Source organism: Labrys sp. E2SS-1L (genome assembly GCF_057073705.1).
This window is the reverse complement of the sequence record NZ_CP172712.1, coordinates 4,638,695-4,663,910: the sequence shown is the minus strand read 5'-3', so window position 1 is coordinate 4,663,910 and position 25,216 is coordinate 4,638,695. Positions and strand designations below refer to the sequence as shown.

The 25,216-nt window shown below is 63.9% G+C and carries 26 protein-coding genes and 1 pseudogene; 12 read left to right on the top strand and 15 right to left on the bottom strand.

Translation table 11 applies throughout. From position 1 onward, the window contains the following. The first annotated feature begins 183 nt into the window (after positions 1 to 183). Entirely contained in the window at positions 184 to 1,095 is a 912-nt protein-coding gene (locus tag ACIGJE_RS21760; RefSeq protein WP_415083853.1) for a GntR family transcriptional regulator, read from the top strand. 244 nt (positions 1,096 to 1,339) lie between these two features. On the opposite strand, the gene tuf is transcribed toward ACIGJE_RS21760, so the two are convergent. Continuing rightward, positions 1,340 to 2,545 (bottom strand): elongation factor Tu, encoded by a 1,206-nt coding sequence (tuf, locus tag ACIGJE_RS21755; protein WP_415083851.1) that lies wholly within the window; start codon positions 2,543 to 2,545, stop codon positions 1,340 to 1,342. Between the two features lie 380 nt (positions 2,546 to 2,925). Here tuf and ACIGJE_RS21750 point away from each other — a divergent pair, with 380 nt between their 5' ends. After that, entirely contained in the window at positions 2,926 to 3,174 is a 249-nt protein-coding gene (locus tag ACIGJE_RS21750; RefSeq protein ID WP_415083848.1) for a type II toxin-antitoxin system VapB family antitoxin, read from the top strand. Further along, positions 3,171 to 3,482: pseudogene (locus ACIGJE_RS21745) on the top strand (PIN domain-containing protein). Before ACIGJE_RS21750 ends, ACIGJE_RS21745 begins: the two are co-directional and overlap by 4 nt. A 127-nt stretch (positions 3,483 to 3,609) precedes the next feature. Here ACIGJE_RS21745 and ACIGJE_RS21740 read toward each other — a convergent pair. Further along, positions 3,610 to 5,430, bottom strand: coding sequence for a DEAD/DEAH box helicase (locus ACIGJE_RS21740; protein WP_367623323.1), 1,821 nt, complete (start codon positions 5,428 to 5,430; stop codon positions 3,610 to 3,612). A 325-nt stretch (positions 5,431 to 5,755) separates the two neighbouring features. Between ACIGJE_RS21740 and ACIGJE_RS21735 the strand changes: the two genes are divergently transcribed. Together ACIGJE_RS21735 and ACIGJE_RS21730 are read left to right on the top strand one after the other, a co-directional pair. Next, positions 5,756 to 6,565 (top strand): hypothetical protein, encoded by an 810-nt coding sequence (locus ACIGJE_RS21735; RefSeq protein WP_367623322.1) that lies wholly within the window; start codon positions 5,756 to 5,758, stop codon positions 6,563 to 6,565. Between the two features lie 111 nt (positions 6,566 to 6,676). Continuing rightward, positions 6,677 to 7,273 carry a TetR/AcrR family transcriptional regulator gene (locus ACIGJE_RS21730; RefSeq protein WP_415083844.1) on the top strand — a complete coding sequence of 199 codons (597 nt, stop codon included), beginning with the start codon at positions 6,677 to 6,679 and terminating at the stop codon, positions 7,271 to 7,273. Positions 7,274 to 7,281: 8 nt separating this feature from the next. Here ACIGJE_RS21730 and ACIGJE_RS21725 read toward each other — a convergent pair whose 3' ends face one another. Beyond that, positions 7,282 to 7,917: a LysE family translocator gene (locus ACIGJE_RS21725; RefSeq protein ID WP_415083842.1), complete on the bottom strand. Its 636-nt coding sequence runs from the start codon at positions 7,915 to 7,917 to the stop codon at positions 7,282 to 7,284. Between the two features lie 119 nt (positions 7,918 to 8,036). Between ACIGJE_RS21725 and ACIGJE_RS21720 the strand changes: the two genes are divergently transcribed. From ACIGJE_RS21720 to alkB, 3 genes are all read left to right on the top strand, one after another. Next, a complete protein-coding gene (locus tag ACIGJE_RS21720) occupies positions 8,037 to 8,735 on the top strand; it encodes a helix-turn-helix transcriptional regulator (RefSeq protein ID WP_311944356.1) in 699 nt (232 codons plus the stop codon). A gap of 87 nt (positions 8,736 to 8,822) precedes the next feature. Beyond that, on the top strand, positions 8,823 to 9,617 hold the full coding sequence (locus ACIGJE_RS21715) for a DUF72 domain-containing protein (protein WP_311944355.1): 795 nt from the start codon (positions 8,823 to 8,825) through the stop codon (positions 9,615 to 9,617). Between the two features lie 85 nt (positions 9,618 to 9,702). Further along, positions 9,703 to 10,341 carry a DNA oxidative demethylase AlkB gene (alkB, locus tag ACIGJE_RS21710; protein ID WP_311944353.1) on the top strand — a complete coding sequence of 213 codons (639 nt, stop codon included), beginning with the start codon at positions 9,703 to 9,705 and terminating at the stop codon, positions 10,339 to 10,341. A gap of 24 nt (positions 10,342 to 10,365) precedes the next feature. Here the strand turns inward: alkB and ACIGJE_RS21705 are convergent, their stop codons facing one another. Then, entirely contained in the window at positions 10,366 to 11,292 is a 927-nt protein-coding gene (locus ACIGJE_RS21705) for a LysR family transcriptional regulator (protein ID WP_415083838.1), read from the bottom strand. Between the two features lie 105 nt (positions 11,293 to 11,397). On the opposite strand from ACIGJE_RS21705, the gene ACIGJE_RS21700 reads away from it, so the two are divergent. Then, positions 11,398 to 12,138 (top strand): SDR family oxidoreductase, encoded by a 741-nt coding sequence (locus ACIGJE_RS21700; protein WP_483678664.1) that lies wholly within the window; start codon positions 11,398 to 11,400, stop codon positions 12,136 to 12,138. Between the two features lie 68 nt (positions 12,139 to 12,206). On the opposite strand, the gene ACIGJE_RS21695 is transcribed toward ACIGJE_RS21700, so the two are convergent. The 3 genes from ACIGJE_RS21695 to ACIGJE_RS21685 all read right to left on the bottom strand — a co-directional run bounded on the left by ACIGJE_RS21695 (position 12,207) and on the right by ACIGJE_RS21685 (position 14,985). Next, positions 12,207 to 13,463 carry an RNA polymerase sigma factor gene (locus ACIGJE_RS21695; protein WP_311944348.1) on the bottom strand — a complete coding sequence of 419 codons (1,257 nt, stop codon included), beginning with the start codon at positions 13,461 to 13,463 and terminating at the stop codon, positions 12,207 to 12,209. Continuing rightward, on the bottom strand, positions 13,460 to 13,849 hold the full coding sequence (locus ACIGJE_RS21690) for a YciI family protein (RefSeq protein WP_367623316.1): 390 nt from the start codon (positions 13,847 to 13,849) through the stop codon (positions 13,460 to 13,462). The genes ACIGJE_RS21695 and ACIGJE_RS21690 overlap by 4 nt, the downstream gene beginning before the upstream one ends. A gap of 149 nt (positions 13,850 to 13,998) precedes the next feature. Beyond that, complete coding sequence (locus tag ACIGJE_RS21685) at positions 13,999 to 14,985, bottom strand: LysR family transcriptional regulator (protein ID WP_367623315.1); 987 nt, start codon at positions 14,983 to 14,985, stop codon at positions 13,999 to 14,001. Between the two features lie 191 nt (positions 14,986 to 15,176). Here ACIGJE_RS21685 and ACIGJE_RS21680 point away from each other — a divergent pair, with 191 nt between their 5' ends. Beyond that, the gene (locus tag ACIGJE_RS21680) at positions 15,177 to 15,764 is read left to right on the top strand and encodes a L,D-transpeptidase (protein WP_367623314.1); all 588 of its coding nucleotides are present in this window, start codon (positions 15,177 to 15,179) and stop codon (positions 15,762 to 15,764) included. 139 nt (positions 15,765 to 15,903) lie between these two features. Here ACIGJE_RS21680 and ACIGJE_RS21675 read toward each other — a convergent pair whose 3' ends face one another. Beyond that, complete coding sequence (locus ACIGJE_RS21675) at positions 15,904 to 16,560, bottom strand: TetR/AcrR family transcriptional regulator (RefSeq protein ID WP_415083829.1); 657 nt, start codon at positions 16,558 to 16,560, stop codon at positions 15,904 to 15,906. Positions 16,561 to 16,644: 84 nt separating this feature from the next. Then, a complete protein-coding gene (locus tag ACIGJE_RS21670; protein WP_415083827.1) occupies positions 16,645 to 17,157 on the bottom strand; it encodes a DUF1176 domain-containing protein in 513 nt (170 codons plus the stop codon). Positions 17,158 to 17,565: 408 nt separating this feature from the next. On the opposite strand from ACIGJE_RS21670, the gene ACIGJE_RS21665 reads away from it, so the two are divergent. Further along, positions 17,566 to 17,916, top strand: coding sequence for a hypothetical protein (locus ACIGJE_RS21665; RefSeq protein ID WP_311942010.1), 351 nt, complete (start codon positions 17,566 to 17,568; stop codon positions 17,914 to 17,916). Between the two features lie 83 nt (positions 17,917 to 17,999). On the opposite strand, the gene ACIGJE_RS21660 is transcribed toward ACIGJE_RS21665, so the two are convergent. Genes ACIGJE_RS21660 through ACIGJE_RS21640 form a run of 5 tightly spaced genes read right to left on the bottom strand, consistent with a single transcriptional unit; the run spans position 18,000 to position 23,079 of the window. Further along, positions 18,000 to 19,112, bottom strand: coding sequence for an ABC transporter ATP-binding protein (locus ACIGJE_RS21660; protein ID WP_483678660.1), 1,113 nt, complete (start codon positions 19,110 to 19,112; stop codon positions 18,000 to 18,002). Between the two features lie 42 nt (positions 19,113 to 19,154). Then, on the bottom strand, positions 19,155 to 19,979 hold the full coding sequence (locus ACIGJE_RS21655) for a sugar phosphate isomerase/epimerase family protein (protein ID WP_311942006.1): 825 nt from the start codon (positions 19,977 to 19,979) through the stop codon (positions 19,155 to 19,157). Between the two features lie 4 nt (positions 19,980 to 19,983). After that, positions 19,984 to 20,817 carry a carbohydrate ABC transporter permease gene (locus tag ACIGJE_RS21650; protein WP_415083823.1) on the bottom strand — a complete coding sequence of 278 codons (834 nt, stop codon included), beginning with the start codon at positions 20,815 to 20,817 and terminating at the stop codon, positions 19,984 to 19,986. Further along, a complete protein-coding gene (locus ACIGJE_RS21645; protein WP_415083821.1) occupies positions 20,814 to 21,737 on the bottom strand; it encodes a carbohydrate ABC transporter permease in 924 nt (307 codons plus the stop codon). Before ACIGJE_RS21645 ends, ACIGJE_RS21650 begins: the two co-directional genes overlap by 4 nt. 4 nt (positions 21,738 to 21,741) lie before the next feature. Further along, entirely contained in the window at positions 21,742 to 23,079 is a 1,338-nt protein-coding gene (locus ACIGJE_RS21640; protein WP_415083819.1) for an ABC transporter substrate-binding protein, read from the bottom strand. A 194-nt stretch (positions 23,080 to 23,273) separates the two neighbouring features. On the opposite strand from ACIGJE_RS21640, the gene ACIGJE_RS21635 reads away from it, so the two are divergent. After that, complete coding sequence (locus ACIGJE_RS21635) at positions 23,274 to 24,413, top strand: Gfo/Idh/MocA family protein (protein WP_483678658.1); 1,140 nt, start codon at positions 23,274 to 23,276, stop codon at positions 24,411 to 24,413. Between the two features lie 15 nt (positions 24,414 to 24,428). Here ACIGJE_RS21635 and ACIGJE_RS21630 read toward each other — a convergent pair whose 3' ends face one another. Next, positions 24,429 to 25,178, bottom strand: coding sequence for an SDR family oxidoreductase (locus tag ACIGJE_RS21630; protein ID WP_367623305.1), 750 nt, complete (start codon positions 25,176 to 25,178; stop codon positions 24,429 to 24,431). Positions 25,179 to 25,216: the final 38 nt, after the last annotated feature.

The following is a 25,216-nucleotide window of genomic DNA, read 5'->3' as shown; positions in this document are numbered from 1 at the left end:
TTTATAGAGAACACTAACATGTGCTGCTGGGGGCGGCAAGGGCACAAAGCGTCGCGTTCATATTGGCCCGGTCACTTCAGCACCGCTTGATTGTGCAGCGATGAATCGCGTCTAAGCGGGCCACGCAGAGACGACCAGACGTCGAGCGAAAACGAAATGCGACTGCAATCTTGAGGAACGGCGATGCCGCGCCCGCGCAATGTCTCGATGAAGGCCACCAATCTGGCCCTCGACATCATGGCGAAGCTGCAGCCCGGCGCGCTGCTGCCGCCGGAGGCGGTGCTGGCGCGCGAAATCGGCGTGAGCCGTACGGCGATGCGTTCGGCCCTCGAAGGCCTGGAACAAGCGGGGCTGGTCCGGCGCGACGGCCGGCGCACCTTGCTGCACCGACTGCCGTTGGCCTCGGATTATTTCGGCGTGGCCGAAACCGAGAGCCGTTCGGATCTGGTGGAACGGCGCTTCCTCGAAATGGCTGTCGCCGGGGATCTGATGCCTGGACGCAATTTCTCGGAGGCTGAACTCGCACGGACTTTCGGCGCCAGTACGGTGAGCGTGCGCGAATTCTTGATCGGTTTTTCACGCTACGGCCTGGTCGAGAAGGCGCCGCGCGGAGGCTGGCGGCTCTGCGCCTTCGATGCCCCCTTCGCCCGTGAGCTTGCGGCAACGCGGCGCACTTTCGAGATCGAGGCGATCCGCCTCTTCACGCAGCGGAGCAGTGACGATCCGGTATGGCGGGAGATTGGCCGGCTGATCGAGACGCATGAGGCCATGAGCCGGGGAGGGGACGAGGTCATCCGCCAGTTTCCGCAACTCGACCGTCGCTTTCACCGCTTCCTGGTAGACCAGCTCAACAATCGCTTCGTGACAAGCTTCTACGATGTCGTCTCCTTCGTCTTTCACTACCACTATCAATGGCGCAAGGATGACGAGATCGAGCGGTATCGCACGGCGCTGGCGGAGCATCTGGGCATTCTGCGGGCCCTGAAAGCCGGGATCATCGAAGACGCGCAGATGCGGCTCGAAGAGCATCTGCAAACCTCGGTGCGTACCCTGCTGGAGTCGGCGATCGGAGCGGGCCAGGAGCGGGCCGGATGAGGCGCGACCAGCCTTCTCCCCTTGCGGGAGAAGGTGGTGCGAAGCACCGGATGAGGGGAGAAACACTGCCTTGCGGGCTTTTTGCCAACACCCCTCATCCGACCTCGTTGCACTCGGCCACCCGAGGCACTTCAAAAGGAAGTGCCAGGTCCCGCAAGGGGAGAAGGCTGGTCGCGCTCTGTCCTGAAAGTCCAAGTCCACGTTGAATGCGGAGGGCAGTTGCCCGCCCTCCGCCGTGCTGCCCTTAGTCGAGCAGCCGGTTGATCACGCCGGCCCCCACCGTGCGGTTGCCCTCGCGGATGGCGAAGCGCGTATTGGCTTCGAGCGCGATGGCTTGGTTGAGGGCGATGGTGAGTACGACGGTATCGCCGGGCATCACCATCTCGACGTCCGGCGGGAGTTCGATGCCGCCGGTGACGTTGGCCGTGCGGAAGAAGAACTGCGGCCGGTAATGGCCGAAGAAAGGCGTATGACGCCCGCCTTCCTCCTTGCTGAGGACGTGGACCTCTGCCTCGAAGCGGGCATGCGGCTCCACCGTACCGGGCTTGGCCAGGACCTGGCCGCGCCGGACTTCCTTGAGCTCGACGCCGCGCAGCAGGCAGCCGACATTCTCTCCGGCAAGACCTTTGTCCAGAATCTTCTGGAAGGTCTCGATGGAGGTGACCACCGTCTTGCGACGGGCACCGAAGCCGACGAGCTCGACCTCGTCGCCGAGCCTGACCGCGCCGCGCGCGATCAGGCCTGTGATCACCGTGCCCCGGCCAGAGATGGTGCGCACGCTCTCGATCGGCATCAGGAAGGGTCGGTCCTCGGCGCGCTCGGGCAGCTCGATCGTGCTGTCCAGCGCCTCGAAGAGCCGGAGGATCGCCTCATCCGCCAGTTCGCCCTTGACCCCGTTCAGGGCCTGCAGGGCGGAACCGCGGATGAAGGGCACCTTGTCGCCCTCGTAGTTCTGCCGTGTCAGCAGCTCGCGGATCTCGAGCTCGACAAGGTCGATCAGTTCCGGATCCTCCACCGCATCGCACTTGTTGAGGAACACCACGATGCGGGGCACCCCAATCTGCCGCGCCAGCAGGATGTGCTCGCGCGTCTGCGGCATGGGGCCGTCCAGCGCGGACACCACGAGGATGGCGCCGTCCATCTGCGCCGCGCCGGTGATCATGTTCTTCACATAATCGGCATGGCCGGGGCAGTCGACATGGGCATAGTGGCGGTTCTCGGTCGAGAACTCGACATGCCCGGAGGCGATGGTGAGGATCTTCGAGGCATCGCGAGTGCCCTGGGCGGCAGAGGCGCGGGCCACGTCCTGATACGAGACGAAAGCTCCCCAGCCTCGGTCTGCCGAGACCTTGGTGAGCACCGCGGTCAGCGTCGTCTTGCCATGGTCGACGTGGCCGATGGTGCCCACATTGCAATGGGGCTTCAACCGGGTGAACTTTTCCTTGGTCATGCTACACCTGTGGTGCTTGCCGGCCCTCGCTTGGGAGATTGCACGGCTCAGGGCACCACGAGAGCCAAAAAAGTGCCCGGAACCGCTTTTGCGTCCGGGCTGGCTCGATCTCAGGTGATTTCGGTCCGGCCTAGGGCAAAGCGCGTGCGGCCGAGGAATCGATGTTCCTCGGGATCATCAGCGATATCGACGATGATTTCCGCATGGGTCCGGTGCCTTGTGGCGGGTAACGAATTGGGATGGGGCAAATAGGGGTTTGCGGAAGGAAAAGCAAGGGGGACTTTAAGAAGAACTCGATTGACGTGCTGACTTGCCGGCAATGGCCATCTCGATGGCAATTGCTCTTTTCCTATCTTGTGTCGAGGACGAGGAGCAGTGATGTGGCCGAATCTCAACTTTCAGTTAGAAGCGCCAAGGCACGAGACCTTGCTCATCGCCTCGCCCGGCGCGAGAGGCGTTCCATTGCCGACATCGTCGAACGGGCCCTCGAGGCCTATGAAATTCGGGAAGCGGGAAGGGAGCCGGCCGCCGCCTTCTATGCGCGTCTTACTTCTCAAGCGGGAAGCGAGATTGATTTGGAAGCCGCAATCAAAGAGTCCCGGCGGCCGCATTCGGGCATCGATCTTTGATTTTTCTCGACACCGATGTCGTCTCAGAAAGCCTTCGCAAAGCGCCGGACGAGGCCGTAATGGCGCGGCTCGTCCGCTTCGACAGCGACCTTGCTTTGCCGACCGAATTTTCGGCCTGACGGAGGAGGCGGTACTCACCTATGGCGACATCATGGCCGAGGCCTTGCGCCGGGGGGGGGCGGCCGATGTCCGCCCCGGACGGCATGATTGCCGCGATTTCGCGCGTCAATGGCGGGCGACTGGCCACTCGAAATCGGGCCGATTTCGAAACGACCGGCCTCGATCTGATATCACCATGGGAGTTTTGAGCGGTCGCGCCCTATCTGTCTCGCCTTAGAGCGTTTTCCAGAAAAGTTGATAGACTTTTCGATTAATAAAACGCGTTAAAACAAAGAGTTAGAGAGAAAGTGCGATTCAACGAAATCGCACTTTGCTCTAGGCCCCACGACCGCGCCTTTTCCCGGGCTTTTCGTCCGACCAAGGCTTCTTTTCATCGGACCACGGCTTCTTCGGACCCTTGCGGTGCGGCTTAGGCTCGCGCGGCGCATCCTCGCCACCGCGGTCGCGATAGGGCTGGATGCGGATGTTTTCCTCGTCGGGCCGGCGGGCATTGGCGGCAAAGTGCTCAGCGGCTTCCTTGGCGATCTCCACCACGGTCTCATTGTCGAGGATCTTGATGTTGCCGATGTCGCGGCGCTTCACGCCGCCGCGGCGGCAGAGCATCGGCAGCAGCCATTTGGGATCGGCATTGTTGCGGCGTCCGATCGAGAGGCGGAACAGCACGGCATCGGGATCGGCCGGCACCTCCTCGCGCTCGAAGCGGCGCGGACGCTCGGAGCGCTCGGGACGGTCGTCGCGCTCGAAGCGGGAGGGGCGCTCGTCGCGGCCATAGCGGTCGTCGCGCTCGAAGCGCGAGGGCTTGCGATCGCGCCGCTCGAAGCGCTCGCCCGGGTCGCTGATCTCCTCGGGCTCGGGCAGGCGAGCGCGATAGACGCGGGCGAGCGCCGCGGCGATGTCCTCGGCACTGCGGTTTTCGAGCAGCAGCTTGGCGATGGCCAGGTCTTCCTCGCCGGGGGCTTCCGTCAGCAGCGGATCTTCCAGCATGCGCTGCTGGTCGAGCACGCGGATTTCATCGGCGGTCGGCGGCCCCATCCACTGAGCTTTCACGCCTGCCTGACTGAGCAGGATCTCCGCCTTGCGGCGGCGCGACATCGGCACCAGCAGGGCGCTGATGCCCTTGCGGCCGGCGCGGCCGGTGCGGCCAGAGCGGTGCTGCAGCTTCTCGGCGTCGGTGGGCAGGTCGGCATGGATGACCAGGCCGAGATTGGGCAGGTCTATGCCACGCGCCGCCACGTCTGTGGCGACGCAGATCTGGGCGTGGCCGTCGCGCAGGGCCTGCAGCGCCTGGTTGCGCTCATGCTGGCCGAGCTCACCCGAGAGCAGCACGGCCGAAAAGCCGCGTTCGCGCAGGGTGGCATGTAGATGGCGCACGGATTCGCGCGTATTGCAGAACACGATCGTGGTGGGGGAGGCGACGAGGCGGAGCAGGTTGACGACAGCATGCTCGGTTTCCTTGGGAGAAACGCGGATGGCGCGGTATTCGATGTCGGCATGGCCGCGCTCGGCGGTCTTCACCTCGATGCGCAACGCATCCTTCTGATAGGTGCGCGCGATGGCGACGATGCCCTTGGGCATGGTTGCCGAGAAGAGGAGGGTACGACGGTCGTCCGGGGTGGCTTTGAGGATGAACTCGAGATCCTCGCGGAAGCCCAGGTCGAGCATCTCGTCGGCCTCGTCGAGCACTACGGCACGCAGGGCTGAGAGATCGATGCCCTTGCGTTCGATGTGGTCGCGCAGGCGGCCGGGCGTGCCGACCACGATATGGGCACCGTCGGCGAGCAGGCGGCGCTCGCGGCGCGGGTCCATGCCGCCAACGCAGGAAACCACACGCCCACCAGCCTTCTGGTAGAGCCAGAGCAATTCACGCTCGACCTGTATGGCGAGCTCGCGGGTCGGCGCGATGATCAGGGCCAGGGGGGCATCGGCCTGTTCGAAGCGCTCGTCGTCGCCGAGCAGGTCGCGGGCGATAGCAAGGCCATAGGCCACCGTCTTGCCCGAGCCGGTCTGGGCTGAAACCAGCAGGTCGCGGTCGGCGGCATCATCGGCCAGCACGGCGGACTGAACCGGGGTGAGTTCTTCGAAATTGCGATCGGTCAGAGCCTGGCGCAGCGCCGGGTTCAGGGAAGGAAGTGTCACGGAATGAACCTGTCAGATGAGAAAACCGGTCATGTGAAATGCCGGGTCCGGGGGCGGCGCGCCCAAAAGACAAGTCCGCGCGCCAGCGTCCACTTCTGCAGGATTTCACTGATGCAGCAGCCCATACAGGAAAGCGCGGTCAATTGCGAGGCCGATCACGCGATGCTGCTGCGCGTTTGCAACATGGCGGCAGCGCCGTCGGGATTGGATCGTCGCCCACAACAATCCGGCTCGACCGCTCTTTGGCGCTCAAATCCACGTTGCCAAGCGGACAAGCCCTCATGCAAACATCGGGGAGGGGTGGCGGGAAAGGCAAGGCGAGCCGATGGATGGGTCTGCGACGGAGCGTGAACATTTTTCCCGCTATTACGCTCGCTATCTGGTCGCCAAACACGGCTACAGGCTGGGAGCCCTGCCACAATCGGAGGCGTTGTTGCAGCACTGCGACTATGTGCTGACCAGATCGGCCGGCAAACGCATCTCGATTGTCGGCATCGTCAATTGCGACAGTACCGAAGGCAAGACCTTCACCATGCCGGCGCAAGGTCTCGCAGGGCTCGCGCAGCAGGTCGCTGGTTCGCTGCCGGCAGCCGAAAAATTCGCAATCACGATCTACGAGATCGGCTCCCGCGCCATCGGACGAGCCGACAAGTTCCGTCTGTCGGGGCATGGGAGCCGTGGCAGGAAGTATGCCACCAAGGCGATCGCCGTCGACGTTTCGAAGCGCCGCGCCTGGCCCTTGCCTTTGTTCGGGCGTAGGTTCAGTCCGGCCGGGCAGATGGAGAAGCTGCTTCGCGCGCCGCGGTTGTCGGCCGCTGAATTGTCCAGGCCGGAACGGGCTGTCAAGTTGGGAAGGTTAATCTTCGTCTGGGTGCTGATGGCCCTGCTGCTGGCGGTTTTCATCGCTGAGCAGGTCTTCGCCGTCGGCAAGACCGGAAAACCGGCCGTGCCGACCGTCGAAACCCTTCAGATCCTGGGAGGCCTCAGCCATCGGCCGGTGATTGGAGATAAACAAAGGCGGCACCTGTTCACGGTACCGGCGCGGCATGCCGACATCACAAACATACCGCCTTCAACTGCCTGGCGCTCTTCCCAACATCTGCTGCGATCGAAAGCCGTTGGGGAGGTTGCGTGATACCTGGTGGCAGCCGGTCTTGGCCGGGCCGATCCTGTTGCAACGACTCCCATTCTTGTGCATCGCAACAATATTATTGACAAATCTGTCCGAAATAGTGTTTCTGATGCCATGGCAAGACCGAGAGAATTCGATCGTGACGAGGCGCTCAAGCGCGCCACCGCCGTGTTCTGGGCCAAGGGCTTCGAGGCGGCATCCACCGACAATCTGCTTGCGGCGATGAAGATTGGTCGCCAGAGCCTCTACGACACGTTCGGCGACAAGCGCCGCCTCTATCTGGAGGCTTTAGGGCGCTATCAGGCGGTCAATCTTGCCAATCAGCTTGCGCAACTCGACGCGGAAGCATCGCCCCTCGCCGGGATCCGCCGGATGCTGCTGGCGGTGGCGGAAGCCGATCCCTCCTTCCGAGCTCTCGGCTGCATGAATGTCGGCGCGATCGTCGAGTTCGGCCGGAACGACGAGGAAATTGCCGGCATGCTCGCCGAGAACGAGGCCGCGCTCGATGCGGCGCTGGAGGGCAGCCTGCGCAAGGCCAGGGCGGCGGCCGAGATCGGTGCGGGCATGGACATCAGGGGCGCTGCACGTTTCATCCAGGCGACATTGCGCGGCCTCAAGGTCAGCGGTAAGGCCGGTGCCGATACACAGAGCCTGCGCCAGAGCGTGGAGTTCGCTCTTGCGGCGCTGACCAAGGACGCGCGCCGAGGCTGAGGCGGCGTTCACAAGCCGGCGAGCCGATGGACGAGGCCGAAGGCGGCAACCCCGACCAGCAGGAGGCCTGCGCTACGCCCGGCCCAGATGCTGAGGGCAGGGCTCGAGGTCAGGGCGTCGCGGCCGCGCGCAGCCATCAGGGCCAGTCCGCCGTAGACGGCAAACTGTACCAGCACCGTCATCAGGCCCATCACCAAAGCCTGGGGCCAGAGCGGCCCGAAGCTCGGGTTGAGGAATTGCGGGTAGACCGCCAGTACGAATAGCCAGGCCTTCGGATTGAGCAGGCATGTCATCAGTCCCTGGCTAAAGATGCGCGCCGGCGCCACAGCGCGGCCGGTTTCGATCTCGCCGACGGTTATCGAGCTGCGCAGCAGCCGGATGCCGATCCAGATCATGTAGGCCGAGCCGACCAGGATCATGGTGGTGGCGAGGGCGGGGACCAGCCGGCTGAGGGCGGCGACGGCGACCGTGCCGAACAAGGTATGGCAGATCCCGCCCGCCATGATGCCCGAGGTCGCGGCAAGGCCCGCGCGCCGGCCGCCCGTCAAGGCATTGGCGAGCACGAAGAGCATATCCATGCCCGGCACGATGATGATGCCGGCGAGCAGGATGAGAAAGAGCCAGAGATTGTCGGTATAGGTCATGTCAGTTGCCAGCCAGGGGCGAGGCCCGTTCGGTGACGTCCTCGCCGCTTTTTCAAAGGGTTGGCTGCCTCTATAGAGAGAGGCAACTGACAGGGATGTGTCAGTTGTGAAGGGGGCTCATGCGCAAGGCGGCACGGTTGTTCGAGATCATTCAGATTCTCAGGCTAGCGCGGAAGCCGGTCACGGCTGCCGCCATCGCCGAGGCCCTGGAGGTCACGATACGTTCGATCTATCGCGACATCGCCGCGCTGCAGGCCATGCGGGTGCCGATCGAGGGAGAGCGCGGCATCGGCTATGTCCTGCGCTCGGGCTTCGACCTGCCGCCCCTGATGTTCTCGATCGAGGAGACGGAGGCGGTGATGCTCGGGCTGGCCCTGATCGAACGTGCCGGCGATCCCGAACTGACACAGGCCTCGCGGCGGGCCGGCGCGAAACTGGCGGGCGCGGTGCCCGAGCCTCTGCGCCAGCTGTTCTCCTCGCGCACGCTGCATGCCTGGGGCGAGATCGCACCGACGCCCGAGCGCATCGATCTCGGCCTGGTGCGCCGGGCCATTCGCGACGAGGAAAAGCTCGCGCTCGATTATCGCGACGAACAGGGGCAGCAGACGCGGCGGACGGTGCGCCCGCTCGCCCTGATCTATTATTCGCAGGCTTTCGTGCTGGTGGCCTGGTGCGAGCTGCGGCAGGCGATCCGTAACTTCCGCGCCGACCGCGCTTTGTCCTGCATGCCGACGGGGCAATACTTCCGCCATGAGGGCGACCGCTTGCGCGAATTGTGGATTTCGGGCTGGCAGATCAACCAGGGACAGTCAGGATAAGAAGCGCTCCCGGGCCAGAGGTTTCGGGTTGCCGGACTCGGCGTACTATGGTCGGTTGGCGACCGAGAACAAAACGGGAGAATTCGCATGACTGGCCAAATCCGCGTCGGCATCGGTGGTTGGACCTTCGAACCGTGGCGCGGCAGCTTCTATCCCGCCAGCCTGGCCCAGAAGCGGGAACTCGAATATGCCAGCCGCCAGGTGACGGCGATCGAGATCAATGGCACCTATTACGGCTCCCAGAAGCCAGAGAGTTTCGCCAAATGGCATGCGGAGACGCCGGATGACTTCATCTTCGCGATGAAGGCGAACCGTTTTGCCACCAACAAGAAAGTGCTGTCCGACGCCGGAAAGTCGATCGACATGTTCATCGGCAGCGGCATCGTCGAATTGAAGAAGAAGCTCGGGCCGATCAACTGGCAGTTCATGCCCACCAAGAAGTTCGATCCGGCCGATTTCGAAGGCTTCCTCAAGCTCCTGCCCAAGAGCCATGAAGGTCATGCGTTGCGCCATGTCGTCGAGGTCCGCCACGACAGCTTCAAGGTGCCTGAGTTCATCGAGCTGGTGCGTGCCTACGATGTCGGCATCGTCCTGACCGACAAGGCGGATTTCCCGCATATCCACGACGTCACGGCTCCCTTTGTCTACGCGCGCCTACAAGCGGCGAAGGAGGAGGAGGATCTCGGTTATTCCGCTGCTGCGCTGGACAAATGGGCGGAGCGCTCCAAGGCCTGGGCCAAAGGTGGCGAGCCTGCCGACCTCGACAAGACATCGGACAAGAAACCCTCCCAGGCGGCCAGTCGGGACGTCTTCGTCTTCATGATCAACGGCTTCAAGCCCAAGGCACCCACCGCGGCGAGGGCGCTGATCGAGCGCTTGTAAGCGCCGTCATCGCAGAACGGGGCAGGGATCGACAGCGCTGCCGTTGGGTCACACAGGCGCCCAGATTATGGGCCAGAACAGGCAGATGATGGATCTGTTCAGCTTCGACCAGCCCAGTCGCCTCGACATTGCCGAGGGCGCCGTGCTGCTCGTCGGTCGTGCCCTCGTCGGCGAGGAAGCCCTGCTTGCCGCTCTCGATACCGTGGTGGCCGGCGCTCCTTTCCGCCATATGGTTACGCCTGGCGGTTTCACCATGTCGGTGGCCATGACCAATTGCGGTCGGGCCGGCTGGGTAACCGACAGGCGTGGCTATCGCTACACGGCGGAAGACCCCGAGACGGGCCAGCCCTGGCCGGAGATGCCAGGAGCCTTTGCAGCCCTCGCGCGCGAAGCGGCGACCGAGGCGGGATTTCCCGGCTTCGAGCCGGATGCCTGCCTGATCAACCGCTATGAGCCCGGCGCCAAGATGTCGTTGCATCAGGACAAGGACGAGCGTGATTTCAGCAAGCCCATCGTCTCGGTCTCGCTCGGCCTGCCCGCCATTTTTCAGTTCGGCGGTCTGTCGCGCAGCGACAGACCGAGCAAGGTGCCGCTCCAGCATGGCGACGTGATGGTATGGGGTGGCCCTTCGCGCCTGGCCTATCACGGCATCTTGCCGTTGAAGGAGGGGCAGCATCCTCGCCTCGGTCGCAATCGCATCAATCTGACCTTCCGCAAGACCTGACGGACGACGATTGGCTTGTCCGTGTCACGCCGGGCCTGGTGATCGGGAAATCACTCCGTCATCGGCCCAGCCGGCGAAGCTCTTGGCCACCCAGTCGATGAAGACGCGAACCCGCGGCGAGAGCTGGCGGCTCTGCGGATAGAGCAGGGAGACGGGCGTTGGCGTCGGCGGATGCGCCGGCAATATTTCGATCAGTCGGCCGTCGGCGAAATAGGGCAGGAGATGGTAGCGCGGCACCTGAATGAGCCCCAGCCCGGCCAATGCGCCTCCGAACAGGGCCTCCGATCCCGTGACCGTCAGCGCGGTGGGCAGGCTGACATGGCGCAGGGCGCCGTCCACCTGAAATTCGAGCGGCATGACGCTGCCCGTCGCCGAAGAAACGAAGCCGACCATGCGGTGGCCTTCGAGGTCGCCCGGTGTTGTCGGCATGCCATGGCGCGCGAGATAGGCCGGGCTTGCGCAGGTCGCCTCGGCGAGCAAGGCGACCCGGCGGGCTACCATCGAACTGTCCTGGAGATCGCCGGCCCGGATCACGCAATCGATGCCTTCGCGCACGAGATCGACCAGGCGGTCTCCCTCGCCGATATGAAGCTGCAGGCCCGGATAGCGTTCCAGGAAATCGGTGAGGCCCGGCAGCAGGAAATGCCGGGCGAGCGTGCCATGCACGTCGATGCGCAGCAATCCGCGGGGCTTGGTGTCACCAAAGGCCGCTTCGGCGTCCTCGATGTCGGCTAGGATGGCAAGGCAGCGATGATAGTAGGCCTCGCCGTCCAGCGTCGGGCTGACGACGCGGGTGGTACGCTGGAGCAGGCGGACGCCAAGGCGCGCCTCCAAGTGGCGGATTGCTTCGGTCACGGTGGAGCGGGGCAGACCCAGATCTTGTGCCGCCTGGGTGAAGCTGCGGCGCTCGACGATGCGGGTGAAGAGCCGGATGGCGTCGAAACGGTCCATTGTTCGTAACGCCCGAATAGTCATGTCAATTCTTGCATGATTATCCGAAGTGACAGAAGGAGGATAGTGCTCTCCAGTGATCAACCTCACCTCAAGGAGAGAAAAATGACCGTGAATGGCAGCAAAGTCGCCCTCGTCACCGGCGCCTCGCGCGGCATCGGCGCCGCCATCGCCCGGCGCCTGGCGCATGACGGCTTCTCGGTCGTCGTCAACTATGCCGGCAATACCGAGCGCGCCGAGGCCCTGGTGCGGAAGATCGAGAGTGCAGGAGGGCGCGCGCTGGCCTTGCAGGCCGACGTGAGCGATCCCGCGGCCGTGGCCGCGATGTTCGAGGCGGTGCAGGCGGAATTTGGCGGCGTGGACGTCCTGGTCAACAATGCCGGCATCATCGCCCTGTCCCCGCTCGCCGAGACGGACGATGACGGTTTCGATCGGCTGGTGGCCGTCAATCTCAAGGGCAGCTTCAACACCATGCGCGAGGCGGCGCGGCGGTTGCGCGCGGGCGGGCGCGTCATCAACTTCTCGTCGAGCGTCGTTGGCCTGCGCCAGCCGAGCTACGGCATCTATGCCGCGACCAAGGCCGGCATCGAGGCCTTGACCAGCGTGCTGGCCAAGGAACTGCGTGGTCGCGCGATCACGGTCAACGCCATCGCACCGGGCCCGACGGCAACCGATCTCTTCCTCACCGGCAAATCGGCCGAATTGATCGAGCATTATACCCGCATGGCGCCACTCGAGCGGCTCGGCACGCCGGAGGACATCGCCGCTGCGGTCGCCTTCCTGGCCAGCCCGGACGGCGGCTGGATCAACGGGCAGACCCTGAGGGCCAATGGCGGACTGATCTGAGGCGGCAACTGTGGAGGCGAGGCGCCTTTGAGGGCGACTGTTTTCGCGTTCCAGTCGCTCCTATGGCGTCACCCCCGCACAGCATTGTCCTTCATCAGCCTGTCCAGATGCTGGCGGATATGGTTGGCCTCGGCCGCCGTGGAAGCGAGAGCAATGGCCTGGTCGAAGGCTTGATGCGCCTCCTTGCTCCGGCCAAGTTTCAGCAGCAGGCCGCCCTTGAGGCCGTGGAAATAGAAATAGCCGGACAGACGGGCTTCCAGGGGCTCGATCATGGCGAGCGCGGCTTCGGGGCCCTGCGTCTTCGAAACGGCCACGGCCCGATTGAGCGTGACCACGGGCGAGGGCTGGATCTCTTCCAGCAGCGCATAGAGGAAATCGATCTGGCGCCAATTGGTATCCTCGGGCGTCGCTGCCCTGGCGTGCACCGCGGCGAGGGCGGCCTGGAGCTGATAGCTGCCGGGGCTGCCATGGCGGGTGGCCTTGTCGATCAGGGCGAGGCCTTCGGCTATCATCTGGCTGTTCCACAAGCGCCGGTCCTGGTCCTCCAGGAGCACGATCTGGCGCTCCGCGTCGAAACGGGCCGGCGAACGGGCATGCTGGAGCAGCATCAGAGCGGCCAGCCCCATGATCTCGGGTTCGGTCTGGAACAGGCGCAGCAGCAGGCGGGCGAGGCGAATGGCCTCGTCGCAGAGCTGGGCTCGGCTGCCGTCGTCCTCGGCGCCCGCCGAATAGCCTTCGTTGAAGATCAGATAGATCATGGCGGCCACGGCACCGAGCCGTTCCGAACGCTCCACCGCGCCCGGTGCCTCGAAGGGCACGTCGGCGCTGGCGATACGCGCCTTGGCCCGGGTGATGCGCTGTTCCATCGCCGCTTCCCCGACCAGGAAGGCGCGGGCGATCTGCCTGACGCTGAGCCCGCAAACGATGCGCAGGGCAAGGGCGATCTGCTGGGTGCCGGGAAGATCCGGATGGCAGCAGATGAAGAGCAGGCGCAGGATGTCGTCGCGATAGTGCTGGCCGTCTAGGCGTTCGGCGAGCTCGGTTTCCGCATCGCCGAGATCGGAAATCTGGTCCTCGTCCGGCAGGGCTTCCTGCTTCTTCTCGCGGCGTTTGGCGTCGATGCCGGAATTGCGGCCGGCAAAGATCAGCCAGGCGGTGGGATCGCGCGGCGGACCGTTTTTCGGCCAGCTCTTCAGCGCGCGCAGGCAGGCTTCCTGATAGGCTTCCTCAGCGGTATCGAGGTCACGGAAATAGCGCAGAAGCGCTCCCATGGCCTGCGGGCGGGCGGAGGCGAGCGCGCTGTTGATCCAGGCCGCATCCGTCATGTTGCGTGCGCCTTCTGTCCGAGCACCCCGGGCTGGAAGATCGAAAGCGGACGGATCTCGTAGGAGCCGATGCTGGGATTGGCCTTGGCGAGATCGCGGGCGATATCGAGCGCTTCCTCGAGATTTTCGCAGTCGACCACATAGAAGCCGAGCAATTGTTCCTTGGTCTCGGCGAAGGGACCGTCGATCACCAGGGGATCGCTGCCGGTCTTGCGCAGGGTGGTGGCGGCGGTGGTCGGCAGCAGCCGCACCACCGGGCCAAGCTTGCCCGCCGCGGCGACCTTTTCATGGACCTTCTGCAGGCGAGCCATCACGGCGTCGTCCTCTTCCTTGGTCCAGGCACCGACGACGTCTTCGTAATTGTAGCAAAGGATCGTGTATCGCATTGTCTGCTTCCTCTTGAGCCAAGGACGAACGAACCAAGAGGTACCCGACATGAGGGGGCGGAACAATTCATGTTCTTTTGGCGCCTGCGGTCCGAGAGCTGCTGCGCAAACACACCGATGACAATCAAGTCGTATCTAGCAAGTCGTATCTAGATTGTCGTCTCTATGCCGCAGGGAGCCGGGATCGTATCGCCGGGATCGGGAGAGAGCCGGAATGCATCGTTTTCTGTCGAGTCGATGCCGTCGATCTTGCGCAGCGCTGCAATGGTGAAGTCGGTGAAGGCACGCACCACCGGGCGCATATAGCGAACCGAGGGGAAGGCCAGGAAGGCTTCCGTCGGACGGACGACGTACTCGGGCAGGATTCGGACCAAGCGTCCTTCGGCAAGCTCGCGATTCACCAGCAATTGCTGGACCGGCCCCGCCGCGTGCCCTTGCAGGAGCGTGGCGCTGATGACTTCGGCGTCATTGGTTCTGAGGATGGGTTGGGCGGGCAGGTCGAGTGTTTCGCCGCTGCGATGCTGCAATGCCAGAGTGTCGCGTGGAGAAAGCAGCCTGGCACTGCTGACGATGTCGATTTCCGATAGTCGCTCTGGCGTGTCGATCGGCCCGAACCGGGCGAGGAAGTTCGGTGCCGCCACCAGGATACGCCGGATCAAGCCGAGACGGCGGATGATGAGTTCCTGGCCGGCAGGACGTCCATACCTCACCGCCAGGTCGAAGTTCTCATAGACAAGGTCGATATCACGGTTCTCCAGGATGAGATCGACCGTAACGGCGGGATGGCGTTGCTGGAATGCCATGACGATTGGATGCAGGTGCCTGACGCCGATGCAGGAGGGCGCATGCAGCCGGAGCGGGCCTTCGATGGTCCCCATGTCATGCCGGACGCCTTCCAGAGCCGCGTCGATGGTGGCGAGAGCGCCTCGGCTCGCTTCATAAAGGGCCTGTCCCTGTGGTGTCGGGCGTACGATGCGTGAGGACCGTTCCAACAGCCTGGCGCCGACATGCCGTTCGAGATTGCGCAGATGTTTGGTGACGGCGGGCTGGGAGACGGCAAGATCACGCGCTGCCGCCGTTACCGAAGCACGCTCGACGGTACGGACGAAAGCGCGCAGGGCGATTGCGATGTCCATTCATGCCTCATGGTTATGATTGCCATAGCATCATAACATATGGACGTCGAAGTCGTCATCGGGCTCAATCGCCTCAGTGCCGTGTCAGTGGCGTTGCGGAAGGCGTGATGATGATAAGCAGGCGTAGTTTTGTGATTGGTTTGCCTTTCTTGGCAGCTGGATGTGCGCAGGACCGCAAACCCGAGCTCAGCATGCCGGAGGTGGCGGTCGACCCGGAACAAGCCCTGCTCTACGGAGCGATCGAGTCCGAACCCTTTGCCGTGCCTGCCGTGGATCTGCGACGCGTGAAGCCGCAATATCTGCGCCGGGAGGTTGCCTATCCGACTCAGGAGCAACCCGGCACGATCGTGGTCGATCCGGCCGAGCGTCATGCCTATCTCGTGCTGGAGGGTGGTAGAGCCCTGCGCTACGGCGTCGGTGTCGGCAAGGAGGAGGCATTCAATTTCCAAGGCCGTGCAACCATCGCCCGCAAGGCCACATGGCCACGTTGGACGCCGACGGCCAACATGATCCGGCGCCAGCCCGAGCGCTATGCCAAATATGCCGCCGGCTTGCCGGGCGGATCCGGCAATCCTCTCGGCCCGCGTGCGCTCTATCTGTACAAGGACGGGCGCGACACCCTGTACCGGCTTCACGGCACCATCGAGCCCTGGACGATCGGCACCATGGTGTCGTCGGGCTGCGTGCGCCTGCTCAATCAGGACATCATCGACCTTCATCGGCGCGTGCCGGTCGGGACAGCCGTGGTCGTGCTTCCGTCCGGTGCCTCAACGGCTTAGGACTATGGTTGCGTTTTTCATTCGAAAGGAATTTGGAGTGTCGGCCTCACAGCTCCATCAAATGATGTAGCTGTGAGGCCGACACTCCGCACATCCTGCACTTCCTAATACAAACGCAACTGTCGTGTTCGAGCTCGCCTCAAAATCCCAGGCTGAGCTGCTGGGGCTTGTCGGTCTTCTTGCCCGGCTTGTCGTCGACCAGGGGCTTGAGCATCTGAGCCAGCCGCTTGGCCAGCGCCGACGGGTCGGCCTCGGCGAGGGAGGAGCTGGCGATCACGTCGCGCATCAGGGCGACGCCGGCGATCAGGGCGAGGAACAGGGCGGCGCGTTCCGGCTGATCCTTGCCGGGCAGGCCGGCGGCAAGCGGGCGTTCGAGTTGCGCCGCGACGGTTTCGCGCAGGATTTCGGCGGCCCTGGGATGGGAGGCCGAGTGCAGCATCAGCCGGAAGGGATCGACGCCGGTGCTCTCGCCGGGAGAGCTGGCCACCATCGCCTGCGCCACCCGGTCGGCAAGGGAGGCGGCGTCGCCTTCGAACAAGCTGGCATCGGCGCAGGCGATCTTGGCCGCCTCGGCGAACATTTCTTCCTTCGAACCGAAATAGCGATTGACCAGGATGGCGGTGACGCCGGCTTCTCCCGCGATTTCGCGCAGGCCGACGCCGTCATAGCCCGCGCGCGAAAAGGCGATCAGGGCCGATTGCAGAATGGCCTCGCGCGTCGCCGCGGCATTGCGTGGGCGCTTGGCCTTGGGCGCGGGGCTCGATTGGGAGGGATGGAGTGCTTTCTTCCTGGCCATGCCCGCGCCTGCAATGATTTCGGGGCCGCAGGAGTATACGTGCGTAGAGGCAGGCGCAAGGCTCCCCCTCCTGCGATCCACCGTTCATATTGCAGGCTTGGCGGGTGGGGAGGTTTGCCCCAGCCGATCGTCCATGTAGAGCCAGGCGGCAACGGCGCCGGCCAGCGAGACATTCACCGCGAGGCTGCCGTCCGCTGCCTGCAATTGCAGGGAATGGTGTTGCCGCAGGGTCTGGGGCAGAGATGACCTTGCATCGAGGACGAGAGTAGCCTCGGCCAGCCCGCCTTCTTCTTCGGGAGCCGAGAAGGTGATCGGGTCTGCGAGGGCCCCGACGGGCTTGCCATCCGCCAGAAGGACATGAGGCCGGCCGGCAAGGGCACCGGTCGGATCGGCCACCGCGAAGCGAACCTCCGTTGGTGCCGAGATGTGGCGGCGGATGCTGACATAGCCTTTCGCATCCGGGTCGCCTGCGGCCAGGCCGGTGGCCTGGCACTGGTGGTTTGCGTCGCAGCTTACCTGCCAGTCCTTGAAGGTCTCGGCCGTGGCCGAACCGGCGAGCAAGACGGTCGTGACGAAGGCGATTGAAAGGCGGCGCATGAGAGCTTTTCCGGATGTGTTGGCACTCTCGTGATCATGCCGGTCAAGATCGGCGTCCGGGAACGGCAAGGTCCGGTCATTGTTGGCCTTTTTGAGTGCGGACCCGGCGGTGATGTACGGGTTTTTCCGTTGCAAGGCGACGACTCAAGACGGCAGAATTTCATGCGCGCCTGCCGGCCCGGAAAATGCCCATATGACGGATTTATGCAACTCTGCCCGAATTATGACTTGTTTGCTCAATTTTTACGCGATGAAATCCAGGTAAATGAATAAAATTTAAAAGATGAATCGATTTCTATACCTAGGTTATGACGCGAATGCGCGCTATAGTTTTTGCACTGCCTTGACGGAACCATATGTGCCTCGTCGCGTTCAATCGAGCGGGGCCAGAAACGATAGGGTGGAGCCATGAAAGAAAGCCGTGCCGCCGTCTTCTCGGTCGAGGAACTGGAATTCCTGCGCACGCAGGCCGATGACTATGGCTGGTATGTATGGACGGAAGAGACCCGTCCGATCATCGAAGGCCTTTGTGCCCGCCGGCTGATGGCGGCCAATGGTGATTTCAAGGTGGTGCCCAAGGATGGACAGCACCGGGCCAATCTCGAGGGACATGCGCCTCGGGCGGCGGATGCGATGCTGCGCTACTACGAATTGATCGGCGCCGGGCGCATGGCCTTCCATATGGTGCAGCACCCACGCCCCGCCATGACAGGGGCGCCGCTTACCGAATTGCGTGGCAGCCACGCTTTGCATGGCTGAGCGATAGGACAGGACGCAGGGAGAGGAAGCGGACGTTTTGTACTGTCCGCCGTGGCTTTTTGCGCCTTTGCGGTCCGGGTCTTTCAGGCGGCATTTGCGGCCAGGTGCGGCAGGGCCGTGCCGTCCGGCCCGAAGACGTGGGCTGAGTCGCGGTCGATCCGCAAATTGACCTCGCTATGGGCTCGTACCGGGTTCTTGCCGTCGGTCTGCACCACCAATGTCTGCCCATCCGCGATGGCCGTATGAAACACGGTCAGCCCGCCCAGATGCTCGACGATGCTGGTCGTGCCGGCGATGGCATCGCCTGCGTCGTCGGCTCCGTTCAGGAGCGTGATGTGTTCGGGCCGAATGCCGAAAGTGACATCGGAACCGACTTTCAGGCCACCGGCCGAGACGGGCAGAGTGACGCGTTTGCCTCCCGGCAGGGATAGGCTCAAGCCCCTCGCGTCGATTTCGACGATCCGGGCCGGCAGCGTGTTCATGCGCGGCGAGCCGATGAAGCCGGCCACGAACAGGTTGCGAGGATGGTTGTAGAGCTCGAGCGGTGCTCCGATCTGCTCGATCCGGCCGCCATTGAGCACCACGATCTTGTCCGCCATCGTCATGGCCTCGACCTGGTCGTGGGTGACGTAGATCATCGTCGCCTGGAGCTGTTCGTGCAGGCGCATCAGCTCGATGCGCATCTGCACGCGTAGGGCGGCGTCGAGATTGGAGAGCGGCTCATCGAACAGGAAGACCTTGGGATTGCGCACGATCGCGCGGCCGATGGCGACACGCTGGCGCTGGCCGCCGGAAAGTTCCTTGGGACGACGCTGGAGTAGAGGCCCGAGTTGGAGGGTTTCGGCGGCCGCCTGCACCTTGGCCGCGCGTTCGGCTTTCGGCACACCCTCGATGCGCAGCGCAAAGCCCATATTGTCGGCAATGGTCATGTGCGGATAGAGCGCATAGCTCTGGAACACCATGGCGAGACCGCGCTTGGCCGGCGCGATGTCGTTGGACAGGCGGCCGTCGATGAGCAGGTCGCCGCCGGTGATCTTTTCCAGCCCCGCGATCATGCGCAGCAGGGTCGACTTGCCGCAGCCGGAGGGGCCGACGAAGACCACGAATTCGCGGTCCTCGACCTCGAGGTCGACGCCCTTGATGACCTCGACGGCGCCATAGGATTTGCGCAATCCCTTGAGATTGACGGTGGCCATCTCGGCGTTCTCCTTTACGGGTTCGTGCTGCCGGCGCGCAGTTCAGATGCCGGCGAGGCGCAGTGTTTCGCGATTGGCCCTGACGGCGGCGGCGGGGTCTGCGGCGGCGACGTCGGATTCTTCCTCGAGCACCAGCCAACCGTTGAAGTTCGGCCCGGCGGCCACGATGTCGACCACGCTCCTGAGGTCGCAGACGCCCTGTCCCAGCATGCGCCAATGGCCCTCGGCATCGACATCCTTCAGATGCAGATAGCGGATGCGATCCTGGTAGGTGCGCAACGTGTCGAGGATATCTTGGCCCCCGCGCAGGATATGGCCGGTGTCGGGCACCCAGCCGACCAGGGCCGGGTCCAGAAGGGCCATGATGCGGTCATAGTCGGCCCGTGAGCTCAGGAGCGTGTCGTGATGCGAGCTCGGATGCACGGCGACATCGACGCCGACGATACGGCCGAGTTCGCCGGCACCATTATAGAAACGCCCGGCGACAGCGAATTTGTCGTCGAGGGGGCCGGGGCTCATGATCGTGGCGCTGCCCAGCGACAGGATGGCGCCCGGGAAATGTGCGGTGAAGCGCAAGGCGCGGTCGACCATGGCGAGGTCGGCCTCGACGGCGCCGGCTTCGGTGAAGCCGGAACTGCTGCCGCAGGCAAAGGCGACCAGCGTCAGGCCATGGTCTGCCAATGCCCTGGCAAAGTCCTGCGGGCGGTCGGCATAGGGCGGGATCATGGTGTCGGTGATCTCGATGCCGGCATAGCCTGCCGCTGCGATGGCGGCGATGAGGTCGTCGGCATTACCGGTCCAGGCCTTGCCGAGCATTTCCCAGGTGAAGGTCTGGCAGCCGGCCCTCAGCTTGGCGGTTTCATTCATGATGTCATTCCTTGACGGCGCCTTGAGTCAGGCCCTCGATGATGTGGCGCTGGAAGAACAGCACCAGGGCGATCAGCGGCACCGTCACCACCACCGAGGCGGCGGCCACGTCGCCCCAGGGCACGTAATAGAGGTTGGTGAAATTCGCGATACCGACCGGGATCGTCTGGTGCTCGATGGTCGAGGTGAAGGCGAGGGCGAACATGAATTCGTTCCAGGCCGCGATGAAGGCGAGCAGGCCGGTGGTGACGAGGCCCGGCAAGGACATCGGCAGGATGATGCGGACGAACAGGCCGATGACCCCGACGCCGTCCATGCGTGCGGCTTCGTCGATCTCGCGCGGCAGCGTGTCGAAATAACCGAACAGCACCCAGGTCACCAGCGGCAGCCCGAGCGCCAGATAGACGATGACGAGGCCGCTATAGGTGTCGAGGAAGCCGTAATTGGAGGCGGTGAGGTAGAGCGGGCCGACGATGGCGATCTGCGGGAACATCGAGACCGACAGCACCACCCCGAGGATGCCGAAGCGCCCCTTGATCTCCAGGCGAGACAGCGAGAAGGCGGCCAGTGCCCCGATGGCCAGGCAGAACAAGGTGGTGAGCCCGGCAACGATCACCGAATTCAGCACATAGAGCTGGAATTTCTTGACGAAGAAGACATTGGCATAATGTTCCAGCGTCGCTGGCGAGGGCCAGAAGCTCGGCACCGGATCGGTCAGCGCCTTGTCGAGCTGCAGCGAGGTGGAGAACTGCCACAGGAACGGGCCGGCCGACCAGACGAGAAGCAGGGCTGCGCCGGTGTAGACGATGACGAGGCGCAGGATCTCGCGGACCGTCATCCCTGCCTCCTGAGCTGCGCCACGATGAAGATGCCGAAGCCGATGGCGATCAGCGTCTCGGTGATGAACATCGCAGTGGAGAGCGCCGAGCCATAGCCGAACTGCAGGGTGGAGAAGAGCACCTTGTAGCTCAGGGTCGACAGGGTCTCGGTGGAGTCGGCCGGGCCGCCGCCGGTGAGGACATAGACGAGGTCGAAGATGCGGAAGGCATCGAGGGCCCGGAACATGCCGGCGATCAGCAAGGTCGGCAGCAGCAGGGGCAGACGCACATGCCAGAAGATACGCCAGGCCGAGGCGCCGTCCATCTTGGCGGCCTCGGTCAACGAGCGCGGCACCGTCTGTAGTCCCGCCAGCAGCAGCAAGGCCATGAAGGGCGTGGTCTTCCAGACGTCGGCGATGATGATGGTGTCGAGGGCATGGTCGACCGAGCCGTACCAGTTGATGTTGCCGTCGATCAGCCCGACGGATTTGAGGAGGTAGTTGATCAGCCCGTGCTGCCCATCGAACAGCCAGCCGAACATCTTGGAGGTGACCACGGTGGGCATGGCCCAGGGCACCAGCATGGCGGCGCGCACCAGCGAGCGGCCGACGAAGGGTTCGTAGAGCAGGAGGGCCATGGCGAGGCCGAGCACGGTTTCGAGCGCCGTCGACACCGCCGCGAACAGCACCGTATGTCCCCAGGCGTTCCAGAAGGCGTCGTCGCCCAGCAGCGTACGATAATTGGCCAGGCCGACGAAGGCGTCCTCCTGGGTGACCAGGGAGGTATTGGTCAGCGACAGCCAGACCCCGTTGACGATGGGATAGACCGAGACCGAGCCGAGCGAGATCAGCAGCGGCAGGATCAGCAGCCAGGGCGCCAGGTCCAGGGACCGCAGGCCAGCCCCGAGGGGAGGACTGGCCGCGGAGGCTTCAACGCTCATTGCGTCATCCCGCGACGATCGAATTGATCTTGGTGCTGGCGGCCTCCAACTCGGCCTTGATATTGCCGCTGACCAGCGCCTTCGACACGCCGGACTGGATGGCGAGGGTGACCTGCGCATATTTCGGGGTGACCGGGCGTGGCGTCGCGCCGGTGAACACCGATTTGAGCTGCTTCATGAAGGGCTGTTCCTTGCCGAGCTGGGCATCCTCGAACACCTCGGGGCGGGTGGGCGCGATGCCGAGCTGCAGGGCGAACTGGAGCTGGGTGGCGGGCGAGGACATCCAGGTCAGGAATTCGATGGCCGCTTCCCGGTTCTTGGTGTTGGCATTGACGCCATATTGGTAGCCGCCGAGGCAGGCTGCGCTCTTGCCGCCGGCGAAATGGGGCAGGGGCACCACGCCGACCTTGTCGACCACCGAGGACGCGGCCTTGTCCTGCGCGATGGCATAGACATAGGACCAGTTGCGCAGGAAAGGTGCGCGGCCGGCCGTGAAGGGCTGGCGCGAGGGTTCCTCGTCCCAGCTCAGCACGTCGGAGGGGCTGATCTTCGTCTTGTTGATGGTGTCGTAGAGGAATTGGACGGCTGCCACCGCCTTGTCGTCGCTGAGTGCCGACGACTTGCCGTCGGGGGCGAGGATCGAGCCTCCATTGGAGGCAATGGCTTCCACGAGATCGCAGACCAGCACTTCGGCCTGCTTGCCCTGCCAGAGATAGCCGAAATCGGCCTTGCCGGATTTCTGGATCTCCTGGGCGGCGGCCGTGAGGTCGTCCCAGGTTTCGGGTGGCTTAGCACCGATGCCCTCGAGGAGATCCTTGCGATAGAACAGCATGCCTGAATCGACATACCAGGGCAAAGCGGTGAGCTTGTTGTTGTAGGTACAGGCCGCTACCAGGCCAGGGAAGAACTGGCTCTGCACCGAGGCGTTGAAATATTCGTCGAGCGGCAAGGCCCAGCCGGCGCCTGCAAACTCGGCGATCCAGACCACGTCCTGGGTAAAGACGTCGGGCGTGCCGGTGCGGCGCGCGAGCTGCTGCACCAGCGCCGTGTGCACTTCGGTGGAGGAACTGGGCGGCGGCAGCTCGACATAGGTGACGTGGATCTTGCCCTGCGACTGGTTATAGGCATCCACCACCTGCGCCATGGTCTGCTTGCCGAAGAATTTGGCGCTGGCGAAGGTGATTTCCGTGCGGTCGGCGGCACGGGCCCGCTTGGGCAGGCCGAGTGCCAGGGCACCCGCGGCGAGGCCCGCTCCCTGCAGGAAGGTGCGCCGGCTCGGCGCCACCGATCCGGATTGCGAAGCCCCGGCAGCCGGGGTCGAGCGTGACTGAACGTCCGACATCACAAGTCCTCCCTTTGTTAGGTGAATGACCACCCTGATTTTGAGGGCATGCTTGGCCTGGGCCCGCGTACTGTCAAGGACAAATTGTCATTTTCGTTCAAAAAATTTCATTCAAACACAAAGCTTCTCGTGTTTACTTTCTAAATTAATGCAAAAATGAGCAATCAAGCTGGAATGGATGGCGGAGGAGACGCATGGGTAAACTCGGCATCGGTGTGATCGGATGCGGCAATATCTCGATGACCTATCTGCACAACGCCGCGCTTTTCCCAGGCGTCGAATTGAAGGCTTGCGCCGATATCTCAGCGGAATCCGCTAAGATCAGAGCCGAGGAATACGGCATTCGCTCTCTCGGCGTGGAAGAACTTCTTGCGGACGACGAAGTCGACCTCGTTCTCAACCTGACGATTCCGGCCGTCCATTTCGAAGTGTCGATGGCGGCCCTTGCCGCGGGCAAGCATGTCTTCACCGAAAAGCCGCTTGCCGTTACGGCTGCGGAGGGTCGGAGGCTGGTCGAAGAGGCTCGCCGGCGCAATCTGGCGATCGGTTCTGCGCCCGATACCTTTCTCGGTGCGGCAGGACGAACGGCTCGCCGTTTGATGGCGGAAGGGGCGATCGGCCACCCGACCACGGGCACCGCCTTCATGATGACCCGCGGCATGGAGCATTGGCACCCCAATCCGCAATTCTACTACCAGCCCGGCGGTGGCCCGGTCCTCGACATGGGCCCTTACTACCTGACCATGCTGGTCAATCTGCTGGGACCGGCCCGCCAGGTTGCGGCGATGGCCACGACCGGGCAGGCGGAGCGGCTGATCACGGCGCCCGGGCCGAACCAGGGCACGAGCTTCGCCGTCGGTACGCCCACCACCCTGATGGCCCTGGTCGAGTTCGCCGGCGGCGCCATCGTCAATGTCGGCATGAGCTGGGATGTCTTCCGCCATTCCAACCAGCCGATCGAGCTGCATGGCAGCGAAGGCTCGCTCAGCCTGCCCGACCCGGATACCTTCGGCGGTTCTCTCGCCCTCAGCCGTAGGGGCGAGCCCTGGCAGTCCATCGATACGGCCGGCATGACCTATGGCAGCCTGAACTGGCCCTACGCCGCACCCGATCGCGCGAACTACCGGATGATCGGCGTGGCTGATCTGGCCCGCAGCCTCAGGGAAGGGCGGCCGCCTCGGGCTTCCGGCGACCTTGCGCTGCATGTGCTCGAGATCATGGAAGGCATCCTCGAAGCGGCGCGCACCGGAAGGCCGGTCCCCATCGAAGGCGAGGGCGTCCAGCCCCAAGCCTTGTCGGAAGAAGAGGCGGCGAGCCTCGGCCGGGAAGAATAGGGCCGCCGACGCTGGTCAGAGCGTACCCATGCCGCCATCGATCATGAGTTCGCTGCCGACCGTATAAGCCGCTTCGTCGGAGGCCAGGAACACCACGGCCTTGGCGATTTCGCTGGCCTCGCCGAAGCGACCGGCGGGAACCAGGCCCTTGATGCTGTCGGCGACGTTCTTCAGATCCTGCTCGGCAAAGCCGAGCTTGCCATAGAGCGGCGTGGCGATCGGGCCGGGGCTGACGGCGTTCAGGCGAATGCCGCGCCCGATCAACTCGCCCGACAGGGTGCGGATCAGCGACTGCAGCGCAGCTTTCGACGCGGCATAGACGCTGGAATTCGGCATGCCGATATGGGCGTTGACCGAGGTGTTGAGCACGATCGAAGCCGGATTGGCCAGGATCGGCAGCAGCGCCTGGATCAGGAAATAAGGGCCCTTCACATTGATGTCGAAGACCTTGTCGAAGGCGGCCTCGCTCCAGTCCGCCAACGGCTTGAGCTGGGCGATGCCGGCATTGACGAAGAGGATGTCGAGACCGCCAAAGGCCTCGGCGATGGTCTCGGCGAGCCTTTTCTGGCCGGCGACGTCGGCTGCATCCGACTGGATGACTAGGACATTTTCGCCCAGTTCCTTGCGGGCGGCCTGCAGCGTTTGGGGATTGGTGCCGGTCACCGCGATGCGGGCGCCTTCCGCCAGGAATTGGCGGGCGGTTTCCAGGCCTATGCCGGTGGTGCCGCCGGTGATGAGCGCACGCTTGCCCGAAAGTCTGTTCATGATTGCCGTTCCTCGTTCATGGGAGACGCTTTGGATGG

What these genes read in the sequence shown, in the direction of transcription:
- ACIGJE_RS21760 (WP_415083853.1), top strand. Translation starts at nt 184, where the DNA reads ATGCCGCGCCCGCGCAATGTCTCGATGAAGGCCACCAATCTGGCCCTC.
- tuf (WP_415083851.1), bottom strand. Translation starts at nt 2,545, where the DNA reads ATGACCAAGGAAAAGTTCACCCGGTTGAAGCCCCATTGCAATGTGGGC.
- ACIGJE_RS21735 (WP_367623322.1), top strand. Translation starts at nt 5,756, where the DNA reads ATGGATGGGTCTGCGACGGAGCGTGAACATTTTTCCCGCTATTACGCT.
- ACIGJE_RS21730 (WP_415083844.1), top strand. Translation starts at nt 6,677, where the DNA reads ATGGCAAGACCGAGAGAATTCGATCGTGACGAGGCGCTCAAGCGCGCC.
- ACIGJE_RS21725 (WP_415083842.1), bottom strand. Translation starts at nt 7,917, where the DNA reads ATGACCTATACCGACAATCTCTGGCTCTTTCTCATCCTGCTCGCCGGC.
- ACIGJE_RS21720 (WP_311944356.1), top strand. Translation starts at nt 8,037, where the DNA reads ATGCGCAAGGCGGCACGGTTGTTCGAGATCATTCAGATTCTCAGGCTA.
- ACIGJE_RS21715 (WP_311944355.1), top strand. Translation starts at nt 8,823, where the DNA reads ATGACTGGCCAAATCCGCGTCGGCATCGGTGGTTGGACCTTCGAACCG.
- alkB (WP_311944353.1), top strand. Translation starts at nt 9,703, where the DNA reads ATGATGGATCTGTTCAGCTTCGACCAGCCCAGTCGCCTCGACATTGCC.
- ACIGJE_RS21705 (WP_415083838.1), bottom strand. Translation starts at nt 11,292, where the DNA reads ATGGACCGTTTCGACGCCATCCGGCTCTTCACCCGCATCGTCGAGCGC.
- ACIGJE_RS21700 (WP_483678664.1), top strand. Translation starts at nt 11,398, where the DNA reads ATGACCGTGAATGGCAGCAAAGTCGCCCTCGTCACCGGCGCCTCGCGC.
- ACIGJE_RS21695 (WP_311944348.1), bottom strand. Translation starts at nt 13,463, where the DNA reads ATGACGGATGCGGCCTGGATCAACAGCGCGCTCGCCTCCGCCCGCCCG.
- ACIGJE_RS21690 (WP_367623316.1), bottom strand. Translation starts at nt 13,849, where the DNA reads ATGCGATACACGATCCTTTGCTACAATTACGAAGACGTCGTCGGTGCC.
- ACIGJE_RS21685 (WP_367623315.1), bottom strand. Translation starts at nt 14,985, where the DNA reads ATGGACATCGCAATCGCCCTGCGCGCTTTCGTCCGTACCGTCGAGCGT.
- ACIGJE_RS21680 (WP_367623314.1), top strand. Translation starts at nt 15,177, where the DNA reads ATGCCGGAGGTGGCGGTCGACCCGGAACAAGCCCTGCTCTACGGAGCG.
- ACIGJE_RS21675 (WP_415083829.1), bottom strand. Translation starts at nt 16,560, where the DNA reads ATGGCCAGGAAGAAAGCACTCCATCCCTCCCAATCGAGCCCCGCGCCC.
- ACIGJE_RS21670 (WP_415083827.1), bottom strand. Translation starts at nt 17,157, where the DNA reads ATGCGCCGCCTTTCAATCGCCTTCGTCACGACCGTCTTGCTCGCCGGT.
- ACIGJE_RS21665 (WP_311942010.1), top strand. Translation starts at nt 17,566, where the DNA reads ATGAAAGAAAGCCGTGCCGCCGTCTTCTCGGTCGAGGAACTGGAATTC.
- ACIGJE_RS21660 (WP_483678660.1), bottom strand. Translation starts at nt 19,112, where the DNA reads ATGGCCACCGTCAATCTCAAGGGATTGCGCAAATCCTATGGCGCCGTC.
- ACIGJE_RS21655 (WP_311942006.1), bottom strand. Translation starts at nt 19,979, where the DNA reads ATGAATGAAACCGCCAAGCTGAGGGCCGGCTGCCAGACCTTCACCTGG.
- ACIGJE_RS21650 (WP_415083823.1), bottom strand. Translation starts at nt 20,817, where the DNA reads ATGACGGTCCGCGAGATCCTGCGCCTCGTCATCGTCTACACCGGCGCA.
- ACIGJE_RS21645 (WP_415083821.1), bottom strand. Translation starts at nt 21,737, where the DNA reads ATGAGCGTTGAAGCCTCCGCGGCCAGTCCTCCCCTCGGGGCTGGCCTG.
- ACIGJE_RS21640 (WP_415083819.1), bottom strand. Translation starts at nt 23,079, where the DNA reads ATGTCGGACGTTCAGTCACGCTCGACCCCGGCTGCCGGGGCTTCGCAA.
- ACIGJE_RS21635 (WP_483678658.1), top strand. Translation starts at nt 23,274, where the DNA reads ATGGGTAAACTCGGCATCGGTGTGATCGGATGCGGCAATATCTCGATG.
- ACIGJE_RS21630 (WP_367623305.1), bottom strand. Translation starts at nt 25,178, where the DNA reads ATGAACAGACTTTCGGGCAAGCGTGCGCTCATCACCGGCGGCACCACC.